Here is a 25,641-nt window from a genome sequence, read left to right as displayed (position 1 = left end):
ACCGACTCCCTACCACCGACTTACCACTTGCATGAGAAATATGAGCAGATTTTCTAGACGGCAATTCATTATTACAGCAGGAGTAGCCACAGCAGGAAGCCTGTTGGCTCATGGCTGTAGTTCCGGCCCCACCAATAGCGCCAAATCCGCTTCGGGTTCCTCCCCCGCTGCCACCAGCACGGCAGCCAACGCACCGAAAGTAGAAACAACCACCGCCAAGCTAGGATTTATTGCTCTGACGGATTCTGCACCCCTGATCGTAGCGAAGGAAAAAGGGTTGTTTGCCAAATACGGCATGACAGATGTCGAAGTTGTCAAGCAAGCTTCTTGGCCCGTCACCCGCGATAATTTGGAGCTAGGTACAGCCGGTAACGCCGGTGGCATTGATGGGGCGCATATTTTATCCCCCATGCCTTACTTTATGACCTTGGGACAAACCAAGAACAAGCAGCCAGTGCCGATGTACATCCTGGCGCGGTTGAATACCAACGGTCAAGCAATTTCTGTTGCCAATACTTACAAAGATGCAAAAGTCGGCTTAGACAGCAAAGGACTCAAAGAAGCCTTTGCCAAAGCCAAAGCTGGAGGCAAGAATGACCTCAAAGCAGCCATTACCTTTCCCGGTGGTACCCACGACCTCTGGATGCGCTACTGGTTAGCAGCAGGCGGCATCGATCCCAACAAGGATCTTTCTACAGTCCCCGTACCACCGCCCCAGATGGTGGCGAATATGAAAACGGGCAACATGGAAACCTTCTGTGTAGGCGAACCGTGGAACGCCCAGCTGGTGAACCAAGGGCAGGGTTACACCGCCTTGGTGACGGGAGAACTGTGGAAAGACCATCCCGAAAAAGCTTTTGCCATGCGGGCTGATTGGGTAGATAAAAATCCCAATTCTGCCAAAGCGCTGCTAATGGCAGTCCAAGAAGCCCAGCAGTGGTGCGACAAGGCAGAAAACAAAGAGGAGATGTGCCAAATTGTCTCCCAAGCAAAGTGGTTCAAGGTGCCAGCCAAAGATATTATAGAGCGTGCCAAAGGCAACATTGACTACGGCGATGGTCGCCCAGTCGTGCAAAATAGTCCGCTGCTGATGAAGTTCTGGTCAGATAACGCTTCTTATCCCTACAAGAGCCACGACACCTGGTTCCTGACTGAAAACATCCGTTGGGGTAATATTCCTGCTGACACCAAAGTTAAAGAACTTGTTGACAAAGTGAACCGGGAAGACCTCTGGAAAGAAGCGGCAAAAGCGTTGGGAGTTGCAGATACAGAAATTCCGACCAGCAGCTCTAGAGGTGTGGAAACGTTCTTTGATGGCGTCAAGTTTGACCCAGAAAAGCCAGAGGAATACTTGAAGAGTCTCAAGATTAAGAAGGCATAAATGGCGAATAGCGAGTAGCTAATTGCTAATTGTTCAAGAGCGATCGCCTACTCGCTATTCCCTAGCCAATAACTAATCAATATGATTAACAAATAGGAGAAAAAATGGCCGCTAGGACTGAGAATCGCTTTTTAAGTAACAATCCCCAGAAGTTAATCGGCAACTTCTTCCAGAAGAAACTTAAACACATTGTACCACCGCTGCTAGCACTGGCAGTCTTTTTGATCGTTTGGCAAATCCTCTGCCCTCCCGGTTCTAAAGGGTTGCCAGGACCACTGCTAGTGCTAAGTGAAACTTGGGACCCTTATATCATCAATCCCTTTTTTGATAATGGCGGTACGGATAAAGGCTTGGCGTTGCAAATTTTCGCCAGCTTACAAAGGGTGGCGATTGGCTTCTCTCTGTCTACCATAGTTGGGATCGCCTTGGGTATCTTGATTGGCACCAATCAGTTTACTTACCGTGCTTTAGACCCCCTCTTTCAGGTTCTGCGTACCATTCCCCCCTTAGCATGGCTACCGATTTCTCTGGCGGCATTTCAACAAAGCAATCCCTCAGCTATTTTCGTAATTTTTATTACATCTATCTGGCCCATTATTATTAACACCACGGTGGGCGTACAGCAGATTCCTCAAGATTACCGAAACGTCGCCAGAGTGTTGCGACTTTCTAAGCAGAAGTATTTCTTTAAGATTCTCTTTCCCGCAGCGGTTCCTTATATCTTTACTGGACTTAGGATTGGGATTGGTTTGTCTTGGCTGGCAATTGTTGCTGCTGAAATGTTGGTAGGCGGTGTGGGAATTGGTTTCTTTATCTGGGATGCTTACAACAACTCTTTACTGAGCCAAATTATTCTCGCGCTTGTGTATGTCGGCATTGTGGGTCTGCTGCTAGACAGGGTGGTCGGTTTCGTCGCCTCCAAAGTTGTACCAGAAGAACAGAAGTAAGGAGTAAGGACTGAGGACTGAGGACTGAGGAGTGAGGAGGAAGTATAAGTAAAATCTTCGCTTTTAACTTCTCAACTCATCTTCAATCTTTATCCCTCAGTCCTCTTTTAGTTCCCTCACTTAGTCCTCAGCCCTCAGTCCTCAGTCCTCAGCCCTCATACCTCAGCCCTCATACCTCAGCCCTCAGTCCTCAGCCCTCATACCTCAGCCCTCATACCTCAGCCCTCAGCCCTCATACCTCAGCCCTCAGCCCTCATACCTCAGCCCTCATACCTCAGCCCTCATACCTCAGCCCTCATACCTCAGCCCTCATACCTCAGCCCTCATACCTCAGCCCTCAGTCCTCAGTCCTCAGTCCTCATACCTCAGCCCTCAGTCCTCAGCCCTCAGCCCTCAGTCCTCAGTCCTCATACCTCAATCCTCTTTTATGTCTGTCTTTGTAGAAATCGACCATGTTGACCGGGTGTACTCGCTTGCCAATGGCGGTACTTATGTGGCACTCAAGAATATTGACCTGAAAATCAAACAAGGTGAATTTGTTTCTTTAATTGGACACTCTGGATGCGGCAAATCCACCCTACTGAATATGGTCGCTGGTCTAGATAGACCCACGAGTGGGGGTGTGATTTTAGAAGGGCGACAGGTGACTTCGCCAGGACCAGACCGAATGGTGGTGTTCCAAAATTATTCGCTGCTTCCCTGGCTAACCGTGCGGGAAAACATCGCTCTGGGGGTAGATGAAGTATTGCAAAACAAGCCCAGGGGTGAACGCAAGGGGATTGTGGAGCATCACATCGATTTGGTGGGGTTGCGGAATGCTGCGGATAAACGACCCGGTCAGCTATCGGGGGGAATGAGACAGCGGGTAGCGATCGCGCGTGCCCTCGCCCTTCGTCCTAAGTTGCTGCTACTCGATGAACCGTTCGGGGCACTAGACGCCTTGACACGGGGCGGCTTGCAAGAAAAGTTGATGCAAATCTGCCAGGAAAGCAAAGTCACCGCGATCATGGTGACGCACGATGTGGACGAAGCACTGCTACTGTCTGACCGAATTGTGATGCTGACCAATGGTCCAGACGCGCATATCGGGCAAATTCTGGAAGTCCCCATCCCCCGTCCGCGCAAGCGGATGGAGGTCGTTAATCATCCCAGCTACTACGGCTTGCGGAATGAGATAATTTACTTCCTCAACCAGCAGAAAAAAGCCAAGCAGCGCAAGGCAACGCAACCTGTGGTGGTTGCCCGGAATGGGTTGGAGAAAATCAATCTGGAAATTGGTTTTATTCCCCTGACTGACTGCGCCCCTTTGGTAGTGGCAAAGGAAAAAGGTTTCTTCGCCAAGCACGGGTTAGAAGATGTGACGCTGAACCGCGAACCCAGTTGGAAAGCGATCGCGCAAGGGGTGGCGACAGGACGCCTGGACGCCGCCCAGATGGTTGCTGGGATGCCGATGGCAATGACTTTGGGAGCCGATGGTCAGCCGCCAATGCCCGTGTGTACGGCGATGACTTTATCGCGCAATGGCAATGCGATTACTTTGAGTAAGGATTTATACGATCGCGGCGTTCGCACCTTGGCAGATTTCAAGGAAGCGATCGCCCAAACTCCCGACAAAATCCATACCCTAGGAGTGGTGCATCCTGCCTCCATGCACAACATGATGCTGCGCTACTGGCTGGCAAGTGGCGGCATCGATCCCGATCGAGATGTCAGTTTGACGGTGATTCCACCCGCCCAAATGGTCGCCAATCTGAAATCTGGAAGTATTGATGGCTACTGTGTTGGCGAACCTTGGAACTCTCGCGCCGTTCATGAAAAACTCGGTTTTGTCATTGCGACCGATATGGAGTTGTGGGCGGGACATCCGGAGAAAGTACTCGGATGCAAGGAAGAATGGGCAAATAAGCATCCGCAAGCTCATATCGCCTTAATCAAAGCACTTTTGGAAGCTTGCGAATACTGCGATGACCGACGCAATCGGGAAGAAATTCTCAACTTACTTTGTCAGCCGCAATACGTCGGCTCCGCCCCAGAATACACCCGTCCCGGCTTTATCGATCCCTACGTTCGCGGGACGGGCGCAGCACCCGAACAGATATTGCGTTATAACCAGTTCTTTGTAGATAAAGCGAACTTCCCAGAACGGGAGGAAGGACTGTGGGTGATGACTCAGCTAGCACGGTGGGGAATTGTCTCGTTTCCCAAAAACTGGCTAGAAATTCAAGAACGGGTGCGGCGCATCGATGTATTTGGGGAAGCGGCGCGGGAACTAGGCTTAATGGATATTGGACGCGATCGCGCACCCATGCAGATGTTTGACGGCACCATTTTCAATCCCGACGATCCCATCCAATACCTCAATAGCTTGGAAATTAAGCGTCCAATTCACATCGAAGAAATTAACATCGACCCATTAGTTGTGAGTCGTTAGTTATCAGTCATTAGCCATTTCCTATTAACAACCTTCAACCTCCCCATGCACACTTTGAACAACACAGGCGTCGTCACCCAACTAACCCCAGAAACCGTCAACCGCGACCCGTATTTGGTAATTGAAGACGTTTCCAAAATTTATCCCACGCCTACCGGGTCGTATACCGTTCTGGATGGGGTAAACCTCACCGTCTACGAAGGCGAATTTATCTGCCTGATCGGGCACTCTGGTTGCGGCAAATCTACCCTGTTAAACATGGTGTCAGGTTTCAACAAGCCAACTGACGGTGAAGTGCGGCTAGAAACCCTGAAAATCCGCGAACCCGGTCCAGACCGGATGATGGTGTTTCAGAACTATTGCCTGCTTCCCTGGTTGACTGCCTTCGAGAACGTTTACCTAGCCGTGGATTCTGTCTATTCCGGCAAACCCCGATCGGAAAAAGTCGCCATCGTCCGGGAGCATCTGGCAATGGTAGGACTTACTGAAGCGGCTGACAAAAAACCGTCTCAGCTGTCTGGGGGGATGAAACAGCGAGTAGCGATCGCTAGGGCGCTCTCGATTCGTCCTAAAGTATTAATTCTGGATGAGCCATTCGGAGCCTTAGATGCCATCACTAAGGAAGAATTACAAGAAGAACTGCTAACCATCTGGCGCGAACATCAAGTCACCGTCTTGATGATTACCCACGACATCGACGAAGCACTCTTCTTGGCAGATCGGCTGGTGATGATGACCAACGGGCCATCGGCAAACATCGGCGAAGTTTTGAAGATTCCCTTCCCCCGCCCCCGCAATCGCGCCCGGATTATGGAAGATCCGGAATATTACAACCTGCGGAACTACGCCCTCGACTTCCTGTTCAACCGATTTGCTCATGATGATGATTAGTTATTGGTTAATGGCTAATCCCCTTTTCCCCAATGCAAGTATGGCTAATAGCAATTAGCAATCCAACAAGATAGCAACTGACAACTGACTAATGACAACTGACAGTACAAAAACCCTTTGCCCTTACTGCGGCGTCGGCTGTGGATTGGAGGTGTCACCTCCAGCCCAAGCCGGTAAGCTAACGCATCGGGATGCTCAAGGGAATCCCATCTGGAAAGTGCAGGGCGATCGCGCGCACCCTTCCAGTCAGGGGATGGTGTGTGTCAAAGGTGCTACCGTTGCCGAATCCCTTTCCAAAGACCGCCTTCTCTATCCGATGATGCGCGACTCCCTGGATGAACCCTTCCGCCGCGCCAGTTGGGAGGAAGCCTTGGATCGCGTAGCGGGCAAGATTCAAACCGTTCTGGCAACTCAAGGAGCGGACGCCGTGTGTATGTACGGCTCCGGGCAACTGCAAACTGAAGATTACTACGTTGCTCAGAAACTGCTCAAAGGGTGTCTGGGCACGAATAATTTTGATTCCAACTCCCGGCTGTGTATGTCCTCCGCCGTTGCGGGTTATATGCAAAGTTTTGGTTCAGATGGTCCTCCTTGCTGCTACGAAGATTTAGACTTGACCGACTGTGCTTTTATCATCGGCAGCAACACCGCTGAGTGTCACCCCATCATCTTTAACCGCCTGCGGAAACACCACAAGAAAAACCCCCACGTCAAAATGATTGTGGTCGATCCGCGCCGGACGAAAACGGCTGAGGCAGCAGATTTGCACTTGGCGATTCGGTCAGGCACGGATATGGATCTCCTCAATGGCATCGCTCACCTGCTGCTGCGTTGGGGCGAGATTGATTCTTATTTCATTGACGAGAACACGACAAATTTTCCAGCTTTTGCAGAAGTCATCCAGCACTATCCACCGGAAGTGGTCGCCGACCGATGCGGCATTTCCATCCATGAGCTGGAAACAGCAGCGCGATACTGGGCAAAGTCGAAGCGCGTGCTGTCTCTGTGGTCGATGGGTGTGAATCAGTCTTCAGAAGGTACTGCCAAGGTGCGAACGATCGTGAATCTGCACCTGATGACCGCCCAAATTGGCAAACCCGGTGCGGGGCCGTTTTCCCTCACGGGTCAACCCAATGCAATGGGCGGTAGGGAAACTGGGGGTCTTTGCCACATTCTGCCTGGATATCGAGCGGTCAAAAATCCCCAACATCGAGCGGAACTTGAAGCGTTTTGGCAACTCCCCGCCGGACAAATTTCGCCCTATCCCGGTCGCACGGCGTGGGACATCATCACGGGTTTGGAAACCGGAGATGTGGGCGTTCTCTGGATTGCCGCTACGAACCCCGCTGTTAGTTTACCTGACTTGGAACGTGCGAAAGCCGCATTGCAGCGATCGCCTTTCACGGTCTATCAAGACGCCTACTACCCCACCGAAACCGCCGCCTTTGCTCACGTTTTGCTCCCGGCGGCGCAGTGGAGCGAGAAAACCGGCACGATGACCAACTCCGAGCGAGTGGTAACGCTGTGTCAGGCATTTCGCACTCCCCCAGGAGAAGCCAAACCCGATTGGCAAATCTTCGCAGAAGTCGCACGGCGCTTAGGTTTTGCCGAAAAATTTTCCTACGATACGTCAGCGTCAGTCTATGCCGAATATGTGAAGTTGACACGCGATCGCGTCTGCGATATGAGCGGCATCAGTCACGAACGACTGGCGCAACAAGGTCCGCTTCAGTGGCCCGAACCAATTAAAAATGAAAAATTAAAAATTAAAAATGAACCGAAAAAATCTTCCCTCAGCACTCCTAAAAGGCTTTACACCAATTTGAGCTTTCCGACGCCGGATGGACGGGCGCGGTTTGGTGCCTATCATTCGCGGGGGCTGGCAGAACCGCCCGATCCCAATTATCCTTTTGTTCTGACGACGGGCAGACTTTACGGACACTGGCACACCCAAACCCGTACCGGACGCATTGAGAAACTCCGCCAGATGCACCCGCAGCCATTCATTGAAATTCATCCCCGCGATGCGGCTTCTTTGAAGATTCAGGAGAATGACTGGGTGGAAGTGCGAAGTCGTCGCGGCACTGCTCGATTCCCCGCCAAGGTCACAAAGGCGATCGCTCCCGGTATTACCTTTGTCCCCATGCACTGGGGCGCTCTTTGGGCGGATGGTGCCGAAGCTAACGCCCTCACCCATGCCGAATCTTGTCCCGAATCACTGCAACCAGAACTGAAAGCTTGTGCGGTGCAACTGGTACCCTTGGCTGCTGAAAAAGTTGACTCTGAGTATCTACTCCAGCCCACTCAGTCCAAGGCTTTTTCCTCAGCTTTGTCTGTTTAAAATAACTGCTAAGTTGAGGTTATTTGTTCTCAATTCTTTGGGCTTAAATAGGGACACGGCATTGCCGTATCCCTATTTTTAGAAACGATGCAAGTATAGCCAGGACTTACGCAAAGTTATGGAAAAACGAACCGCGAAGGACGCAAAGGACACGAAGGAATAAGAGTTGCAGAGAGTTCTTGCGTAAGTCCTAATAGTAATCAATCCGGTTCACGAAGAAGCTAAAAATCCCAAACAAAGGTAGGTTGGGTTGAGGTATCGAAACCCAACAAATGCTTATGCGTGTTGAGCAATTATCCATTCCCCAGTTAGAAGATTTGGGCAAGGCGCTATTGGATTTCTCGTGTGTAAATGATTTAATCGCCTGGTTAGAAACTCAGGAGCAATAGACAATTGGATTTAAAAGAAAACTTGCGATCGCATCTCACCCAAATAGTACGCGATCGCGATCCTTATCTCGCCAGTTCGGGGCATTTCTACGTACAGCACTACATCCGCGAACAACTGCAACAATGGGGAACTGTAAAAACCCATGAGTTCAGCATTCGAGGTCAAAACCATCAGAATCTCATCCTGAATCTACCCGCTGTGACAAATAACCAGAAGTCCCCGATTCTCATTGGCGCACACTATGACGCGGCACCGGGCACCCCAGGCGCAGATGATAATGCCACGGGTGTCGCCGCGCTATTGGAATTAGCGAGAATTTTCGCAGCAGAACCGGCAAAATACCCGGTGCGATTGGTTGCTTTTGATATGGAAGAATACGGGATGCTGGGGAGTCAGCAATATGCCGCTGATTTGAAGCAACAAGGACAATCGCTTCGTTTGATGCTTTCCTTAGAAATGCTGGGATATTGCGATTCTGCCCCTGGTTCGCAACGCTATCCGACTGGTTTAGAACGCTTTTACCCCAATCGGGGTGATTTCATTGCTTTAATCGGTAATTTGCCGACCATTCCTGATTTAATCCACCTTAGCCGCAACATTCGTAAAGTTGGGGTTCCAAGCGAATGGTTGCCGGTGCCAAATAAAGGATTAATGGTTCGCCAAACGCGATTGAGCGATCATTCGCCCTTCTGGGATTTGGGCTATAAAGCAATGATGGTGACGGATACGGCGTTTATGCGGAATCCACACTACCATCAGCCGAGCGATCGCATTGACACCCTGGATTTAGATTTTCTTACTGGCGTCTGTCACGGCTTGGCTTTTGGCATTCGCCATCTGTGACGGTAATTTGGACAAAACTAATTCTCTCAACTTTTAATTAGATGCCCATCTAATCAGAAGAAAAACTATGGAAAAATGCAAAAAACGCTAAGTCATTCTCAAGCGGTTGGCAAACCAAGTTGAAATCGGGATTAACTACTAGAAATTCAGTCAAGCGCTATCATTCTGACTGCGCCACGCTACGACGAAACTTAATTAGCTACCAGCGAATTTAGCAGAAAATAGCGTGTATTGATGTTTAGAAACCCATAGGGACACGGCAGTGCTGTGTCCCTATTTAAGGGTGAATTGCTTTAAACTAGCTCGTACACCTTCGCTTCCCACGGGAAGACACCTTCTTTGCCTGCCCATTCAACTGGAACCATGCGATCTTGCGTCATTTCTTTCCACTGTTTACCTGCCGGAGTTGCAGGCCAATTCGGTATTTTATACTCAGAACCTGGAGGAGTCCCGTACTCAGAGAAATTCGCCACCACAATCACTAATTGATCGTCTTTGCCTCGCTGCCAAACAACAACTCGCTTGCCTTCATTGAAGTCAACCTGAATAAAATGAGTGTCATTTACTGCTAAAGCATTAGAAGTAGTCCGAAACTTCACTAATCTACAAACATAATTGAAAATACGCTGTCGCCAATCATCCGTCAGACGGCTGTAGTTAACCGGATCGACCTGTTTTTTATGGTCATCTGAAGTTGGCAAGTCATTCTGATCAGCGAATTCATCTCCTGCCAAAATCATCGGAACCCCGACAGCAGTAAACAAACAAACAAATGCTAGTTTGATGCGCTTTTCTGTATCAAAAACTTGATTGTTATTTAGGTAGCTGTAGAGACGTTCGTTGCCAAAACCTCCCACATCATGGGAAGTCAAATAATTAACCGCTTGAGAACCATCTGCAAACCCTAAGTTACGACAGTCAATGAGTTTGCGGACGCTCCATTCAAAGCTAGGCTCATCAGAAGAATTTTGTCCTAGAATGACGCTACGGACAATCTGCTTAAACTTTTCGTTCCACAGTCCGTCGAGGCGATTCTGAGAAATTAAAGCCAGAGGGACGCTTAATTCTTCACCGACTACAAGAAATTTATCACCGCTTTTGCCTTGCTCCTGCCAAAGCGATCGCGCATAATCTTTGAATTCCTGCAAAAAGTCAAAATTGCCGATATTGTTGACGCTATCGAGGCGCAAACCATCTACCCGATAATAATCTATCCAGTGGGCAATGTAGGCTTTCATGTATTCGCGGGCAGGAACGAAATGCGACAGGTTTCCTGTTATCGGGTGATAGCCTTGTACCCAAAAGTTGTACTTAAACAAATCACCGCCAAATCCGTCCCGATTTCCTTGTTCTGCATCGCCGCTGTTAAATTTGATGTAAAAATCCAGATAATTGATATTACGGTAAGGATTGTTGTAGGAGAAAGCCATTACCGCATCAACAAAAAAGCGCACGCCGTGTTCATGGCAAACTTTGATGATATTGATTAAATCGGTGGAAGCAGTAGGTGCTTCTTGACTATCTGGGCGACCTAAGTCATAATCGGGGGCAAAATAATTAGCCGTACCGTAGCCCCAATTATCCGTTTGATCGCTATCAGATGGCGGTAAAAGTTCCAAAGCATTGACACCTAATTCCACAAGATGAGCGCGGTTTTGTAAGGCGCGGACTGTAGAAAAATTAGGCGCGATCGCTTCTTGCACAAATAGAGAAATTACGTCTTGAAAAGTCCCATTTCCTTCTTGAATTCCCCCAGTTGAACGAATTCGAGTCCAGCGGGTGGGTAACTCGTAAATAACTAACCGATTATTAGGTTGTAGGTTTTCTGTCGTATCTCCTTCCCAATCCGCAGTTTGCCCCTCCGGATCGCACGGAACCAGCATTTTATCTCGATACAATATTACGCTGGCTGGATCTAGGCTGGAGATACTGTTTTCTTGGGAGGATTCTTTTGGGGCAGAGAAACGCCGATCTACTGTGTAAGCTGTAGGATCGGTGCAGTAGAGAATTCGAGGGGTGTTGGTGTAGGCGTCGGTGTCGCGGACTTTAAACCAGTAAAAATAAACCTGCCCGTCGATTAAATTGCAGTTTTCAGCGGGGATTTCCCACAATTCTGGAAAATCTGTTGATTGGATCAGGTCAAATTCTTGAAAGTTTGCAAATGAGTTTGGATTATCTGCTGGAAAGTAGCCAATGTAAAGCGTTGGATGTGGTTGAATATTTCCTGGACGCCACAAAATGAAATGCGTCTGTTTGCGGTGTAATAAATTGGGAAGCATTACAAAAACCTCTTGAATACGAAGGTTAGCTACGAGCTTTTACACACGAGAACAGACTGCTATTCCGGATAAAAATCTGGAATCTAAGTTACCAGAATTTTCCCTAAAATGGAATATCATCATCCTCTTCGTCTTCCTGTTCTTTGGGAGTCAGCCGCACATTGGTACTTTTCTCCTCTTCCACTGGAAGTTCCGAGATCAAGTCTCCCAGTTCTTTCTGAAGATTTTGTGTCAGCGTCACCGGAAACTCTAAATCAATTCCATGAATTTCTGCCAGTCTTGCCAACTGATTAAACGCAACTTTTTTTGTAGTTCGCTCATAACTAGATAGCTGGAAATACTTGGTTTCTGATAATTCCTGTGCCTGCATTGCTGCTTTGAGCCTGTTTTGGATGTGGTTAATTTCTGTATCCAGCAACTTCCATTGCTGCTCAATTTCTCGATAGCGTTGGGCTAGGGCTGTTACATCTTCCTGTTCTGGATTTGGACTACTCAATTGAGTTAATTCCAACAGTCGCTGATGCACATGAGCCAGATAAATTGGGTCCATCTTTGCATAATGTAGCTGGTTTTCTGTCAGCGATCGCACTCCCCAGTCGCTGCCTTGTTCGGTTTTGTCTACATTGGGAAAATAGCACAGGTTTTCTGCCAGAGTTCTCAATTGTAAATTTGGCACTGGCAATAAATAGTAAGGTATTGATTTAGCAATTTCTAAAGTGCAACTTACATTTTTAGCTTTAGTTTTTCCTAAGAACTTCACATCATAGCTAGAATTGTGAAACACTTTTTCAATCGCGGGATTAAGCATAATTTTTTCAATAAATATTTCTGCGATTTCAGGTTGTTCTAAAACATCTAAAATACAAACACTTTCACCACTTACATCGGTGAAGTCATCTAGTATTTGAATTAAAGAGAGTTTCGGCTTGCGAGTATTATAATCAGCAACTTCTGTATCTAAATATAAAAGTTGACGCTTTGAATATTCATCAATTATAAGTTTGATTTTACTGGCTTCGGTGAGATAAGGCATTATCTAAAACATCCTTTTGCTATAAAAAACTGAGTTACATTTATATTTGTTAGTTTAACTTTTTAACCAAAATTATAATCTAATCTTTTTTTACAAAAAAGCATTTTCATAAGTAGGTGGGAGTAATTATTTGTAGAATGGGATAGCAATAGCGTAACCCGTGCAGATGTTGGGTTTCCTACGTCAACCCAACCTACGAACTTAAAAGATTTTTTAGGGCAAAAAAGCATTTTTATATTAAAAAATATGGTTATTAAAGTAAATTGGCTATTTTTAAATTAAAACCGAACAAACTAGCAACTGTATTTATAATAAGAATTACTCAGAAAGATTTTATCATCAAGATAGCCCGATTATTTTTTATTATGCATTCCAATCAACCTTCCCACGGGAATAACCGCTGGCAATTCTGGATCGATCGCGGTGGTACGTTTACTGATATTGTGGCGCGGCGTCCGGATGGACAACTGGTAATTCATAAGCTGCTGTCGGAGAATCCCGAACGCTATACTGACGCGCCAGTGCAGGGGATTCGGGACATTTTGGGAATTGCGGCAGATGCACCCATTCCATCGCAACAGATTGCGGTTGTCAAGATGGGAACGACAGTGGCGACGAATGCGCTGCTGGAACGCAAAGGCGATCGCACTCTTCTGGTGATTACTCAGGGATTTCGAGATGCCCTCCGCATCGGCTACCAAAATCGTCCCGATATCTTCGCCCGTCACATTGTATTGCCAGAGATGCTCTACGAGCGAGTGATTGAGGTCGAGGAACGCTACAGCGCCCAAGGCGAAGAATTAATCCCGGTAGAAACAGGATATATTGCGTCTCTACAACAAGCATACGACGACGGTATTCGCTCGTGCGCGATCGCCTTCATGCACGGCTATCGCTATCCCGAACACGAAAAGCAAGTCGCGGCGTTAGCGCGGAAAATTGGCTTTACCCAAGTCTCGGTGTCGCACGAAGTTAGCCCGTTGATGAAGTTGGTAAGTCGCGGCGATACCACTGTCGTTGATGCTTATTTGTCACCCATTTTGCGCCGATATGTAGATCGCGTGGCAAGTCAGTTGGGTGGTACGGGCGGAGACAATACATCTGGATTAACCTCTCCCCAACCCTTCTCCGACAAGGAGAGAGGCTTTTCCCCGCCCCTACAGTTCATGCAATCCAACGGTGGACTTGCCGATGCCCAACAGTTTCAAGGGAAAGACAGTATTTTATCTGGTCCGGCTGGGGGCATTGTCGGCGCGGTACAGACAAGCTTGATGGCGGGATTCAACAAAATCATCAGCTTTGATATGGGCGGCACTTCTACCGATGTCGCCCACTACAATGGCGAATACGAACGCACCTTTGAAACGGAAGTTGCCGGGGTGCGATTGCGAACGCCGATGATGGCAATTCATACGGTTGCTGCCGGTGGCGGTTCGATTCTCTTCTTCGATGGTGCGAGGTATCGCGTGGGTCCCGAATCAGCGGGGGCGAATCCGGGTCCCGCTGCGTATGGAAAAGGCGGTTCGCTGACGGTGACGGATTGCAATGTGATGGTGGGCAAGTTGCAACCGGAGTTTTTCCCGAAATTGTTTGGATCGAACGGAGACTTGCCGCTGGATGCAGAAGTGGTGCGGCAAAAGTTTACTCAACTGGCGGCAGAAATTGGCGACAACCGGATGCCGGAACAGGTGGCGGCTGGATTTTTAGCGATCGCTGTTGAAAAAATGGCGAGTGCGATTAAAAAAATCTCCCTCCAGCGCGGTTATGACGTTTCGGAATATACTTTGTGCTGCTTTGGTGGTGCGGGGGGACAACACGCTTGTCTGATTGCCGATGCCTTGGGGATGAAGCAGGTGTTTCTGCATCCCTACGCTGGCGTGTTATCGGCTTATGGTATGGGTTTGGCAGATGTGCGGGTGCTGCGGGAACGGGCGGTGGAGGCACAGCTGAGTGAGGAATTGCTACCGACGCTAGATCGGATATTGGCGGAGTTGGCAACAGAGGGAGAGGAGGAGTTAAACCGCAAAGACGCGCAGGAAGAGGAGGTTCAGATAATTCGGAAGGTGCATTTACGGTATGAGGGAACTGATTCGGCGCTGATTGTAGATTTTGGGGATACAGGGGCGATGAGGGGGCGGTTTGAGGAGTCGCATCGGCAGCGTTACGGCTTTGTTGTGGAAGATAAAAGGCTGATTGTAGAGGCGGTTTCGGTTGAGGTGGTGGCGAAGACGGAGGTGGTAGAGGAATCAATAATTGAGCGTCGCAGCGCTGAACTTCCCTCGCCGGTGGCAACTGTACAAATGTATACGGCGGATCGGTGGCACGAGACGCCAGTGTATAAGCGAGAGGATTTGCAACCAGGAGACTGCATTTCTAGCCCTGCGATCGTTGCCGATGCGACGGGTACGAATGTGATTGAACCCGGTTGGCAGGCACAACTAAGCGATCGCAATCATCTGATTTTGCAGCGTTCGGCAGATTTACAATTATCCATCCAAAATCCAGAATCTAAAATCCAGAATCGCCCCGATCCGGTGATGCTAGAGATTTTCAATAATTTGTTTCGCGCGATCGCTGAACAAATGGGTATCACTCTGCAAAATACCAGTTCTTCAGTCAACATCAAAGAACGCTTAGATTTCTCCTGTGCAATTTTTGACCAAAACGGGCAGCTAGTCGCTAACGCCCCCCATATTCCCGTGCATCTGGGTTCCATGAGTGAAAGTGTCAAAAGTTTAATTGACACTGGCGACACTATCAAACCGGGAGATGTTTTTGCATCGAACAATCCCTACAACGGCGGCACGCACCTACCCGATATTACCGTTATTACCCCTGTATTTGCTTCCTCTCCAGACGCGATAAATCGCGACTCTACAATCTCCCCTCCCACTCTTCCCCTCTTCTACGTCGCCTCGCGGGGACATCATGCAGATATCGGCGGTATCACCCCAGGTTCCATGCCTCCAAACAGCACCACGGTAGAACAAGAAGGAGTGCTACTTGATAATTTCCAACTTGGACGGGGACATTTTCGAGAAAAAGAACTGCTGGAACTGCTTGCATCTAGCGCTTACCCAGCGCGAAATCCCAGTAAAAATATTGCAGATTTGCAAGCACAAATTGCCGCCAACGAACGCGGCGTGCAGGAACTCCACAAAATGATGGCTCATTATGGTTTAGAGACGGTGCAAGCTTATATGGGCTTTGTGCAGGACAATGCAGAAGAGTCTGTACGTCGGGTTATCGAGGTTCTCAAAGATGGCAGTTTCACCTGTCCTCTGGATAATGGCAGCGCGATCGCAGTTACAATTACCATCGACAAATCAACTCGCAGCGCCAAAATAGATTTTACCGGCACTTCTGTTCAGCAACCTAGCAATTTCAACGCACCAGCAGCAGTGTGCAAGGCAGCAGTATTGTATGTCTTCCGCACTTTAGTGAATGACGATATTCCCCTCAATGCTGGTTGTCTCAAACCTTTGGAAATTATTATTCCCGAAGGGTGTATGTTAAATCCGCGTTATCCTGCTGCTGTAGTGGCGGGAAATGTGGAAACTTCGCAAAACATTACCGATGCTTTGTATGGGGCGCTGGGGGTAATGGCAGCTTCCCAAGGAACCATGAATAATTTTACCTTTGGAAGCGATCGCTATCAATATTACGAAACTATCTGCGGTGGTTCTGGTGCTGGCGCAAATTTCCCCGGCACCGACGCCGTACAAACTCACATGACAAACTCCCGCCTCACCGATCCAGAAGTATTAGAATGGCGATTTCCCATCCTTTTAGAAAGTTTTGCTATTCGTCCCAATAGTGGTGGGAATGGGCATCATCGCGGCGGTAATGGTGTTATCCGTCGCCTTCGTTTTCTTGAACCAATGACTGCTGGAATTTTATCAAGTCGTCGTGTAATTTCTCCCTTTGGATTGCACGGTGGCGGATCGGGTGCATTGGGTAAAAATTCTGTCCAACGTAGTAATGGAACTGTTGAGGAATTGGGAAGTACAGGGGTTGTAGAAATGCAACCCAGTGATGTGTTTGTTATTGAGACGCCTGGAGGTGGAGGTTATGGAATTGCCAACAATATGTAACCTATAATTAATACATGATAAAACCAACACTTATCCTTAAATAAGAAAGCCAAGTTATGACTCAAACCAAACCAACTCGTCTGCGTCGTCAAGGTAGAATATTCCCTGAATATACAATACTGCCAGAAGAACTAGCCAGACAAGAAGCTGAAAAAAATGCCCGTGGTCAGCGTTATCGAGAGATTTTTGCACAAGTTAGCCCTCAACTGATAAATGACCATTACAACTGGTTCATGATTATTGAACCAAACAGTGGGGATTATTTTATTGATATCGATGAAGAAATAGCTGTTCAAAAGGCTCGTGAAAAATACCCTACTGGTATGGTAGGTGTCATGCGTCTTAATGAAACTGGAACTTGTGGCAAGATATGATTTCAGGCAAGTTCGGTGAGAGGGGAGAGCTAATTTTTGAAATTGATTTAATTGCAGATGATGGAGAAAAATTACCCCTTGAAGTGTTATTAGATACGGGCTTTACAACAGGCTGGCTGGCACTTGATACTCAAGATGTCCAAAGCCTAGGATGGCATAAGGTTGAAAGTGAACGAGCTATGCAACTGGCACGGGGCGAGGAGTTTTTTGATATATATGAGGGAAGAGTTGTACTAGATGAAGTTGAATATATTATCCCAGTTTTGGCGGGAGCAGGAATTGCCGAACCTCTACTAGGTTTACAGTGGTTAAAAAGGCTGCCACTATCGGTGAATTTTTCGGCGGGAGTGTTGACGCTGGGGTAAAAAGAGAAAGCGATCGCTTTTTTTGGTTGAAGTAAATCAAAAGCGCGATCGCCCTTTTAGAATAGTGCGATCGCGCTCTGACCAGCTAAAACTATGGACAGATTCTAAAGCTTGGAGGATTACCACACTCGGAGCTTGGATTATTTAAACACGCAAAAGAGCCAGGTCTAGCAGGACTTTCTCTTATAGGTGTGATATTAGTTATGCGAGATCCTACAGGATTCCCACAAGCAGGATTCGGATTATTTAAACATATAAAACTTCCGGTTTTTGCATTAACACACTGACCATTTTCTGTGGGGCTTTGAGCTACTACTCCTGTACTTTTCGTAGTTGAGTCAATTTGGGAAACATAGTTAGTTAAACAGCCATTAGAGTTATTTTCATTGTGATTATCCAGTGCAAAAGCTGGAAAAACCAGAAAAACGCTGGTACTAGCAACTCCGGCTATACTGAGCATCTTTTTGAGATAATTTTTATTCCGGTGTACGTTCATCGTTATTTGCTGACTCCTAGACTATCCTATAAATATACAAATATCGCTTTATATGAGTTTTGTAAGCCGGATAATGTAGGCAAGTTTATAATTTTTCAGCATCTAATGAAGTAAGAAAAAGTCGGATTTAGTTGGTCGGCTCGGAGAAAGTCGGAAAAAGTAGGATTATAATAGGTAAAACCTCGGATGTAACCGACCAATGGATGTTAAAGAAGTCTTAAGGCTTGCCGATCGCCTAATTTTTGATAAGACTGGAAAACACCTGGACGATCTGCAAGAGGCTATATTACGGGGTGTTTGTCAAGGTAATAAATACTCAAAAATAGCAGAGGAATCCCACTGCACCGAAGGTCATGTCAGGGATGTTGCATCTGAATTGTGGAAGATTCTCTCAGATGTATTAGGAGAAAATGTTAGTAGAGCAAATTTTCGCTCAACCTTGGAAAGGTGGCAAGTCTCTATCATTTCATCAAATTTCGCACAAGACTTTGTAGGGATTGGTAACGTTAATATCTGTGCAGATACTTTGCAATCTCCAAAAGTTACAACCACGCCAAGCAATAAGCAAACCTCTCACGAAGATAATCCCATCAAGGTGCGTCAAGATTTGGGGGATGCGCCGGATGTCTCGCCTTTCTATGGACGTAGTGAGGAACTGACTAAGCTAGAAAAATGGATTGTGCAAGAACGCTGTCGCCTAGTAACACTGCTGGGAATTAGTGGTATTGGTAAAACGGCTCTGGCTGTAAAATTGGTAGAACAAATTCAGGATAAATTTGAATATGTAATTTGGCGGAGTCTTTGCGACTCACCACCCCTCAAACTAATTGAGAAAAACTTGATTCAATTTTTTTCTATCTATCAAGAAACCGAGTTACCAGAAAATTCAGATTGTAGACTATCGCAATTGATGGAGTATCTGAAAAAGCACCGATGTCTGCTCATACTAGATGATGTGCAGATGGTTCTTAGCAGCGGACAACTCGCTGGAAACTATCAACCAGGATATGAGAATTATGGCTTACTATTCAGACGATTAGGAGAACTATCCCATAACAGTTGTGTAGTGCTGAACAGTTGGGATAAACCTAGAGAACTTGCTGCATTAGAAGGCGAAAATCGACCAATTCGCTCATTACAACTAGATGGTTTGGGTGAAGCTGCACGGGAAATACTCAGAGACAAAGGTTTAGCTGAAGAGGAAACATGGGACAAACTGATTAATACCTACCAAGCCAACCCATTATGGTTAAAGATAGTTTCCACAATGATTCAAGATTTATTTAGTGGCAGAGTTTCTGAATTTTCCAAGTATGACACGCTATTTTTGAGTGAAGAGTTGAAATATTATATTACTCAACAGTATTAATCGCTTATCAGAGTTAGAAAAAAAGGTGATGTCCGTTATGGCGAGTGAAACTGAGCCAGTTTCTATTTTAGAAATTACAGAGAATATGCAATTATCTCATTTAGAATTATTAGATGTGATGCAATCTTTGGGACGACGTTCGTTGATAGAAAAAACTAAACAAGGTAACGAAACACTTTTCATACTTCAGCCTGTGGTGAATTGTTATGTAAAAACCCACTATCCTCGCAGTTAAAACTTAGATTTAAATGTTATAAGTCTTCCTTGACTTTCAGGCATACGCTGGTATCTGAATGCCTAAATCTTCCATCAATACCGTGAGCGAAATTTTACGAAGACGTGCCAACTCTGCCAAGTATTCTATGCGTTGCACTTGCAGCTTTTCTATCTGTTCGGTCAAGTGCAGTAACTCGCTATACTCGGTAGGCGTGAGAGTTTCAGCCTGTCGCTTAGCAATCAATTCGTCGTAATACTTCTGAATATCTGAAGGAATACTTTGATTGATTTTTATTAACAATTCAGCTTCGACTTGCGGTAGGCTATTAGCTTTGCGCTGTGCTTGTAGCAAGAGGACTTGAGATACAAATTTCTCTAATTCAGGTAAGCTCAATTGTTCAACAGCCTTTAGCAACTCTTCTGAAGATAGTTGTACTTCAACTTGAACTGTTGGCATTTTCCACCTCTCGCTAGCGAATCTAGCGATATTCTATCAACTGCATAATAACCTTGAGATGAATAGTGCGATCGCGCAGCGGCTGGAGAAAGAGCGATCGCGCTTCTTTTGGTTGAAGTAAATCAAAAGCGCGATCGCCACCCTTCGACTTCTGGGGATGATATGTTGAACCGAAAATGATTGAATAGCAAAACCTGCTTGGCTTTGGCAATACTCGCAGCAGCTCTCAAATAACAAGTAGGAAAAGTAGGAAAAGTAAGTAATTTTACTTTTGGCTTCATTTGCATTAATTGCCAGAACTGCCGAAGTTCTTTGTCCACAGGACTACTGAACCAATTGCTAAAAGTGAGTGTTCAGCAGCTGTCTTATAAGTAATTCTTACTAGGGCTTATTTAATTAAAAAATGCTAGCTTAGGTGGTTGACAGAACTGTTACTGTCCCAATCTGACGCTTTAACTGAAGGTATTATCTTATGATAGCAAAAAAATCAAGTATAAAATTACACAATTTAAAGCAAGTTATCGAAAAATTTAATTATCCAATTCTGGCGAATGCTGATGAATTCGTCTAAAAACGGTGAAAGTTCCTTTTTTAGGCGAATTTATCGGATTGGGAGCTTTCATTCTTCCTTTTTACGGGCGATAGGTTGACAGGGCATTAAACCGGCAAATGAGGGTGAGAAGGAAGTTATTCAGAAATGCATTCCTTTCCCTGGAAAACTTTTTTTATATCAATTGATTTTTAGCAATCTGCGAACGACGTTGAAAAAGATATGCATAGCGCAATGACTGGCACTTATGACATAGGTTTGGTAATACTTTCCTTGGCGATCGCGGTAATTGCCTCTTACACAGCGCTAGACTTAGCCGCACGAGTGCGCTCTGCTGTGGAAGGGGGGCGACGGCTCTGGCTTTTGGGTGGAGCAGTGGCAATGGGAACCGGAATTTGGTCAATGCATTTCATTGCCATGCTGGCTTTCCAATTGCCACAGTCTGTCAACTACGATGTGTGGATTACCCTATTCTCCCTCATGTGCGGGATTCTTGCCTCAAGCATTGCTTTGTGGCTGCTGAGTCGCGCTGTTTCAATACCGCTTGTCATCGGCGGCGGCGTTTGTATGGGAATTGCCATTGCATGGATGCACTACACAGGTATGGCAGCCATGCAAATCCAGGCGACGATTGAGTATGACTGGAGGTTGGTGAGCCTATCGGTAGCGATCGCTATCATCGCTGCTTTTGCCGCACTTTGGCTGGCATTTCGGCTCCAGGATCGCTCCTTAAAAGGACTGTTGTGGCAGAAATTTGGCAGCGCCTTGCTTATGGGAATTGCCATCAGCGGGATGCACTACACGGGAATGTGGGCAACTCACTTTATTCCCCACAAAGTCCTTCCAGTAGAGCCGTCCCCCGCCATGACTCAGTCTTGGTTGGCGATTGCCATCGGGATTGCTACCCTGTTCATTTTGAGCTTAGCCCTGTTAACCGCTCTATTCGATCGGCGTTTAACAGCGCAGTTAGTGCGACAGCAAGCGTTACAGGAAAGTGAGAAACGCTTTCGGATGCTGATCCGGGAAATGCAGGTAGGAGTATTGCTGCTCAATGCCAATGCTGAAATTCTTATCTGCAATCAAGCGGCAATTCATCTGCTCAATCTCAAGTCAGAAGATTTATCGCATCAAGTATTTGGTGCAAATTGGCTGTTGCTGCAAGAAGATGGTACACCCTTCCCAACCACAGAACTACCCGTGCAGTTCAGCATCGCCCAGCGCCGACCGATTCATAATATTGTTGTGGGAATCGAGCATCCTGAGAGTCAAAATCAACGCTGGCTGCTAGTAAATGCCGATCCGCAGCTAGCAGAGGATGAGAGTGTAGAACGAATTATTTGCACCCTCAGCGATATTACGAACCAAAAGCAAGCTGAAGCCGCACTGCGCCAAAGTGAAGAACGATTTGCTTTAGCGGTAGAAGGAGTTAACGACGGGATTTGGGATTGGAATATTCAAACAAGTTATGCATATCTGTCACCTCGCTGGAAAGGTATGTTGGGCTATGAAGACTTAGAAATTCCTAATACCATCGATGCTTTCAAACAAATGCTGCACCCAGAAGATTCAGAGCGAGTGTTAACGGTGTTGTTTGCCTATTTAGCGAAAAAAATCCCCAACTACGAAGCAGAGTTTCGGGCATTACATAAAGATGGCAGCTGGCGCTGGATTCTCACCCGTGGAGTGGCATTGTGGGATGAAACAGGCACAGCCTATCGCGTGGCAGGTTCCCATACTGATATTACCGATCGCAAGCAGAAGGAAGAGGCACTACAATTAATTGTTGAGGGGACAGCTTCTGCAACTGGCAATGAGTTCTTTCGCTCCTGCGTTCGCTATCTCGCCCAAGTTCTGGGAGTTCGCTACGCTGTGGTTGGTAAGTTGGCAAACGATACTAAAACTAGAGTGCGGACTTTGGCATTCTGGACAGGCGAAGACTTTGGCGAAAACTTCGAGTACGACTTGGCTGGTACTCCTTGCGAAAACGTCTTGGAGGGGACGAGCCGTTTTTACCCATCAGAACTACAAAAACTCTTTCCTAACTACCAAGATTTAGAGAAGTTAGGCGCACAAAGCTATTGGGGAATTCCGTTAGTAGACTCTGCTGGCAATATAATTGGCAATTTGGCGGTGTTGGATGTGCAGCCAATGGCTCACAATCCCGACAAAGAAATGATTTTGAAAATTTTTGTCGCCAGAGCGGGAGCCGAGCTGGAGCGGAAGTTAGCCGAGGAATTGCTAACAAAACGAGCGGCAATGGACAGTTGCTTGAGCCGAATTTCCCGGACATTGATTGACGAAAAATTAGATACTGCGATCGCTTTCACTTTGCAAGTCGTTGGCGAGTTTTTGGGGTGCGATCGCACTTACCTGTTTAATTACTACAATCACCAAAGTTGCTTGACAATGACCCACGAGTGGTGCGGCTTTGGCATTGAGCCATTTATCGATAAGTTTCAAGGATTGCCCGTTGAAAATCATCACTGGGTTCACAGTCAACTTTTGAGTGGCAAAACGGTTCAAATTCCTGCCGAACTCCCACCCGTAGCTGCCGAACCAACCTTGACGGAACTCCAATGCATCCAGTCCCGGCTTGCCGTTCCGACGCTTTACTCTGGTACCGTTGTCGGTTTTATGGGTTTGGATGTCACTAGCTCTTCAAAAGTCTGGAGTCAAGAAGAAATTAATTGGTTGAAATTAGTCAACGAATTCATCGCAATTACTCAGGCACGTCAAGCAGCAAAAGCAGAATTACAGGAGAGTGCAGAACGGGAAAAAGCGATCGCTTTCGTGATTCAGCGAATGCGCCAAACCTTAGAAATTGACAAGATTTTTGTCGCTACAACTGAAGAACTACGCCATGCTATCAAATGCGATCGCGTCGGTGTCTATCGTTTCCATCCCGACTGGAGTGGGGAATTTGTATCGGAGTCGGTAGCAGAAGGCTGGAATTTGCTAGTGCCCGAACAAAGCCATGAATCCACTCTGACCAAGGTAGCTGTTAACCAGGCAGGTTGCGTTGCCAAAACTTTGGGAAATGCAGATGAGCCAATTCAAGATACTTATTTGCAAGCAACTCAAGGCGGTATTTATCGCCAAGGAATCAGTTATCGCTGTGTCCCAGACATCTACCAGGCTGGATTTAACTCTTGTTACCTGGAACTATTGGAGCGATTTCAAGCACGAGCTTACATCATCGTTCCTATCTTCTATAGCAGTCAACTGTGGGGCTTGCTAGCAACTTACCAAAATTCCGGTTCTCGCCAATGGCAAGAGACAGAAATCAAAATGGTCGTTCAGATTGGCGCACAGTTAGGAGTTGCCATCCAACAAGCAGAATTACTAGCGCGAACTCAACAGCAGTCAACTGAACTGATGATCGCCAAGGAAGCTGCCGATGCTGCCAACCGTGCTAAAAGCGAATTTCTTGCCAACATGAGCCACGAACTGAGAACACCTCTCAACGCCATCCTGGGTTTTACCCAATTGATGAACCTAGATACCTCCCTATCCGCCGAACATCAGAAATACCTGGAGATCATCAGCCGCAGTGGCGATCATCTGCTGGCATTGATTAACGATGTTTTAGAGATGGCTAAAATCGAGGCAGGGCGAGTCACGCTACATGAAAATGACTTTGACCTGTATTGTCTGCTCAATAGTCTCGAACAGATGCTACAACTGAAAGCCACATCCCAGGGGATTTTGCTTAACTTTGAATGCACGGCATCTGTGCCCCAATATGTAAGAACCGACGAAAGTAAACTGCGTCAGGTCTTGATTAACCTTCTCGGCAATGCCATCAAATTTACTGAAATAGGGAGCGTCACCCTGCGCGTTACCGGGGAACAAGGAGAGCCGGAAAGCAGGGATGTCGGGGAGCAAGCAGATAACCCCTCACCTGCGCCTTTTATCCGTCTGTTCTTTGAAGTGGAAGATACTGGTCCCGGTATTGACCCAAATGAATTCGAGCTGGTGTTTGAAGCTTTTGGACAAACCACAGTTGGGCTGAAATCCTGCCAAGGAACGGGTTTGGGTTTACCAATCAGTCAAAAGTTTGTCCGACTGATGGGGGGAGGAGCGATCGCTGTTAGTAGTCATCCAGGTCAGGGAGCCAAGTTTTCCTTTGACATTCAGGCAGGTTTGGTTGAACAGATTGCGATTGAAACACCCCAATCTATCTATAAAAAAGTTATCGGTTTAGCTCCTAACCAACCCACCTATCGTGTTCTAGTGGTAGAGGATAAGCTAACAAATCGTCTCCTCCTAGTTAAGCTTCTCACTTGGTTGGGCTTTGAGGTGCAAGAAGCTGAGAATGGTCAAGAAGCCGTGGTAATTTGGGAGAGTTGGGAACCCCATCTAATCTGGATGGATATGCGGATGCCTGTGATGAACGGCTATGAAGCTACCAAAAAAATTAGAGCTTCCTTAAAAGGTCAGGCAACAATAATTATTGCCCTAACTGCCAGCGTTTTTGAAGAAGAGAGACAAGTTATCTTGTCAGCTGGATGCAACGACTTCGTGCGTAAACCTTTTCGAGAAGAGGAACTACTCTTTAAAATGAACAAATATCTAGGGGTGCGATATCTCTACGAGGAGGAAGCATTGCCCACAGAAAGCAGAAGGCAAAATCTACAAGAGGCTCCCGACGATTCCGACATCCCGCTTCAGATTGCCACAATGCCCTCTGAATGGATACAACAGGTACATTATGCAGCTTCCCAAGGCAGCGATTTCTTCCTCCTTCAGCTCCTTCAAGAAATTCCCGTAGAAAATTCGTATGTCATAAATGCTTTGACCAATTTAGTCGAGAACTTTCAGTTTGAGCAAATCATGGAATTAATTCAATCAACTGGGAAACAGCTTACTGGGGAAAACTCACAGCAAACCTCCCTCAATCCCCCGCCCCTTCTATCACATTACCAGCGGGAGTAAGACTTGAAAAACCTTGTTTTCAGGATGGTAAATAGGTTTTTTCTCACTACCTTCCTCTATTCTCCCGCCTACGGTGGGTGATTGAAAATTTTTTTGAATGAGAAATGCAATAAGATTTGGGGCTGAGATTGATGGGGTTCAATTTTTTGAATTGCTCATAATTAACTTTGATCTAGAAACTAGAAAATGGAAGGAATAATGCAATTTTCAATAAAACCCCAAATCAATGACCATTTCGCCAAAAACGAT

At 46.7% G+C, this 25,641-nt stretch carries 18 protein-coding genes; 13 read left to right on the top strand and 5 right to left on the bottom strand.

Features of this window, described 5'->3' with window-relative positions; translation table 11 throughout:
• Positions 1–40: 40 nt before the first annotated feature.
• The 7 genes from ACFW2W_RS18100 (at position 41) to ACFW2W_RS18070 (ending at position 9,224) form a co-directional block, all read left to right on the top strand.
• The gene (locus tag ACFW2W_RS18100; protein ID WP_378181134.1) at positions 41–1,381 is read left to right on the top strand and encodes a CmpA/NrtA family ABC transporter substrate-binding protein; all 1,341 of its coding nucleotides are present in this window, start codon (positions 41–43) and stop codon (positions 1,379–1,381) included.
• A gap of 104 nt (positions 1,382–1,485) precedes the next feature.
• Positions 1,486–2,328 carry a nitrate ABC transporter permease gene (ntrB, locus tag ACFW2W_RS18095; RefSeq protein WP_378181131.1) on the top strand — a complete coding sequence of 281 codons (843 nt, stop codon included), beginning with the start codon at positions 1,486–1,488 and terminating at the stop codon, positions 2,326–2,328.
• 427 nt (positions 2,329–2,755) lie between these two features.
• Positions 2,756–4,759 carry a nitrate ABC transporter ATP-binding protein gene (locus ACFW2W_RS18090; RefSeq protein ID WP_378181128.1) on the top strand — a complete coding sequence of 668 codons (2,004 nt, stop codon included), beginning with the start codon at positions 2,756–2,758 and terminating at the stop codon, positions 4,757–4,759.
• Positions 4,760–4,804: 45 nt separating this feature from the next.
• Positions 4,805–5,650 (top strand): nitrate ABC transporter ATP-binding protein, encoded by an 846-nt coding sequence (locus tag ACFW2W_RS18085; protein WP_378181125.1) that lies wholly within the window; start codon positions 4,805–4,807, stop codon positions 5,648–5,650.
• Between the two features lie 91 nt (positions 5,651–5,741).
• The gene (locus ACFW2W_RS18080) at positions 5,742–7,991 is read left to right on the top strand and encodes a molybdopterin oxidoreductase family protein (RefSeq protein WP_378181122.1); all 2,250 of its coding nucleotides are present in this window, start codon (positions 5,742–5,744) and stop codon (positions 7,989–7,991) included.
• Positions 7,992–8,269: 278 nt separating this feature from the next.
• Positions 8,270–8,380, top strand: coding sequence for a DUF4351 domain-containing protein (locus ACFW2W_RS18075; RefSeq protein ID WP_378181119.1), 111 nt, complete (start codon positions 8,270–8,272; stop codon positions 8,378–8,380).
• Positions 8,381–8,384: 4 nt separating this feature from the next.
• Positions 8,385–9,224 (top strand): M20/M25/M40 family metallo-hydrolase, encoded by an 840-nt coding sequence (locus ACFW2W_RS18070; protein ID WP_378181116.1) that lies wholly within the window; start codon positions 8,385–8,387, stop codon positions 9,222–9,224.
• Positions 9,225–9,517: 293 nt separating this feature from the next.
• Here ACFW2W_RS18070 and ACFW2W_RS18065 read toward each other — a convergent pair whose 3' ends face one another.
• Both ACFW2W_RS18065 and ACFW2W_RS18060 read right to left on the bottom strand, forming a co-directional pair.
• The gene (locus ACFW2W_RS18065; protein ID WP_378181113.1) at positions 9,518–11,503 is read right to left on the bottom strand and encodes an alpha-amylase family glycosyl hydrolase; all 1,986 of its coding nucleotides are present in this window, start codon (positions 11,501–11,503) and stop codon (positions 9,518–9,520) included.
• 103 nt (positions 11,504–11,606) lie between these two features.
• Positions 11,607–12,536, bottom strand: a complete 930-nt coding sequence (locus tag ACFW2W_RS18060) for a ribonuclease D (RefSeq protein ID WP_378181110.1) — start codon at positions 12,534–12,536, stop codon at positions 11,607–11,609.
• 365 nt (positions 12,537–12,901) lie between these two features.
• Here ACFW2W_RS18060 and ACFW2W_RS18055 point away from each other — a divergent pair, with 365 nt between their 5' ends.
• Genes ACFW2W_RS18055 through ACFW2W_RS18045 form a run of 3 tightly spaced genes read left to right on the top strand, consistent with a single transcriptional unit; the run spans position 12,902 to position 17,369 of the window.
• Positions 12,902–16,630 (top strand): hydantoinase B/oxoprolinase family protein, encoded by a 3,729-nt coding sequence (locus ACFW2W_RS18055; RefSeq protein ID WP_378181108.1) that lies wholly within the window; start codon positions 12,902–12,904, stop codon positions 16,628–16,630.
• A gap of 56 nt (positions 16,631–16,686) precedes the next feature.
• Positions 16,687–17,004 (top strand): hypothetical protein, encoded by a 318-nt coding sequence (locus ACFW2W_RS18050; protein WP_378181105.1) that lies wholly within the window; start codon positions 16,687–16,689, stop codon positions 17,002–17,004.
• Complete coding sequence (locus ACFW2W_RS18045) at positions 17,001–17,369, top strand: aspartyl protease (RefSeq protein WP_378181102.1); 369 nt, start codon at positions 17,001–17,003, stop codon at positions 17,367–17,369. The genes ACFW2W_RS18050 and ACFW2W_RS18045 overlap by 4 nt, the downstream gene beginning before the upstream one ends.
• 91 nt (positions 17,370–17,460) lie before the next feature.
• Here ACFW2W_RS18045 and ACFW2W_RS18040 read toward each other — a convergent pair whose 3' ends face one another.
• Positions 17,461–17,865 carry a hypothetical protein gene (locus ACFW2W_RS18040; protein ID WP_378181099.1) on the bottom strand — a complete coding sequence of 135 codons (405 nt, stop codon included), beginning with the start codon at positions 17,863–17,865 and terminating at the stop codon, positions 17,461–17,463.
• Positions 17,866–18,064: 199 nt separating this feature from the next.
• Between ACFW2W_RS18040 and ACFW2W_RS18035 the strand changes: the two genes are divergently transcribed.
• Both ACFW2W_RS18035 and ACFW2W_RS18030 read left to right on the top strand, forming a co-directional pair.
• Entirely contained in the window at positions 18,065–19,234 is a 1,170-nt protein-coding gene (locus ACFW2W_RS18035) for an NB-ARC domain-containing protein (protein ID WP_378181096.1), read from the top strand.
• A gap of 37 nt (positions 19,235–19,271) precedes the next feature.
• Positions 19,272–19,469 carry a hypothetical protein gene (locus ACFW2W_RS18030; protein ID WP_378181093.1) on the top strand — a complete coding sequence of 66 codons (198 nt, stop codon included), beginning with the start codon at positions 19,272–19,274 and terminating at the stop codon, positions 19,467–19,469.
• A gap of 36 nt (positions 19,470–19,505) precedes the next feature.
• On the opposite strand, the gene ACFW2W_RS18025 is transcribed toward ACFW2W_RS18030, so the two are convergent.
• Both ACFW2W_RS18025 and ACFW2W_RS18020 read right to left on the bottom strand, forming a co-directional pair.
• Positions 19,506–19,907: an STAS/SEC14 domain-containing protein gene (locus ACFW2W_RS18025; protein ID WP_378181090.1), complete on the bottom strand. Its 402-nt coding sequence runs from the start codon at positions 19,905–19,907 to the stop codon at positions 19,506–19,508.
• Between the two features lie 22 nt (positions 19,908–19,929).
• On the bottom strand, positions 19,930–20,118 hold the full coding sequence (locus ACFW2W_RS18020; RefSeq protein ID WP_378181087.1) for a hypothetical protein: 189 nt from the start codon (positions 20,116–20,118) through the stop codon (positions 19,930–19,932).
• A gap of 561 nt (positions 20,119–20,679) precedes the next feature.
• Here ACFW2W_RS18020 and ACFW2W_RS18015 point away from each other — a divergent pair.
• Positions 20,680–25,392 (top strand): MHYT domain-containing protein, encoded by a 4,713-nt coding sequence (locus tag ACFW2W_RS18015; protein ID WP_378181084.1) that lies wholly within the window; start codon positions 20,680–20,682, stop codon positions 25,390–25,392.
• Positions 25,393–25,641: the final 249 nt, after the last annotated feature.

The organism is Coleofasciculus sp. H7-2 (assembly GCF_042747725.1).
In the GTDB taxonomy this organism is placed as follows: Bacteria; Cyanobacteriota; Cyanobacteriia; order Cyanobacteriales; family FACHB-T130; genus FACHB-T130.
Note: the sequence above shows the minus strand (reverse complement) of the source record. Positions and strands in the feature narration are given on the sequence as shown.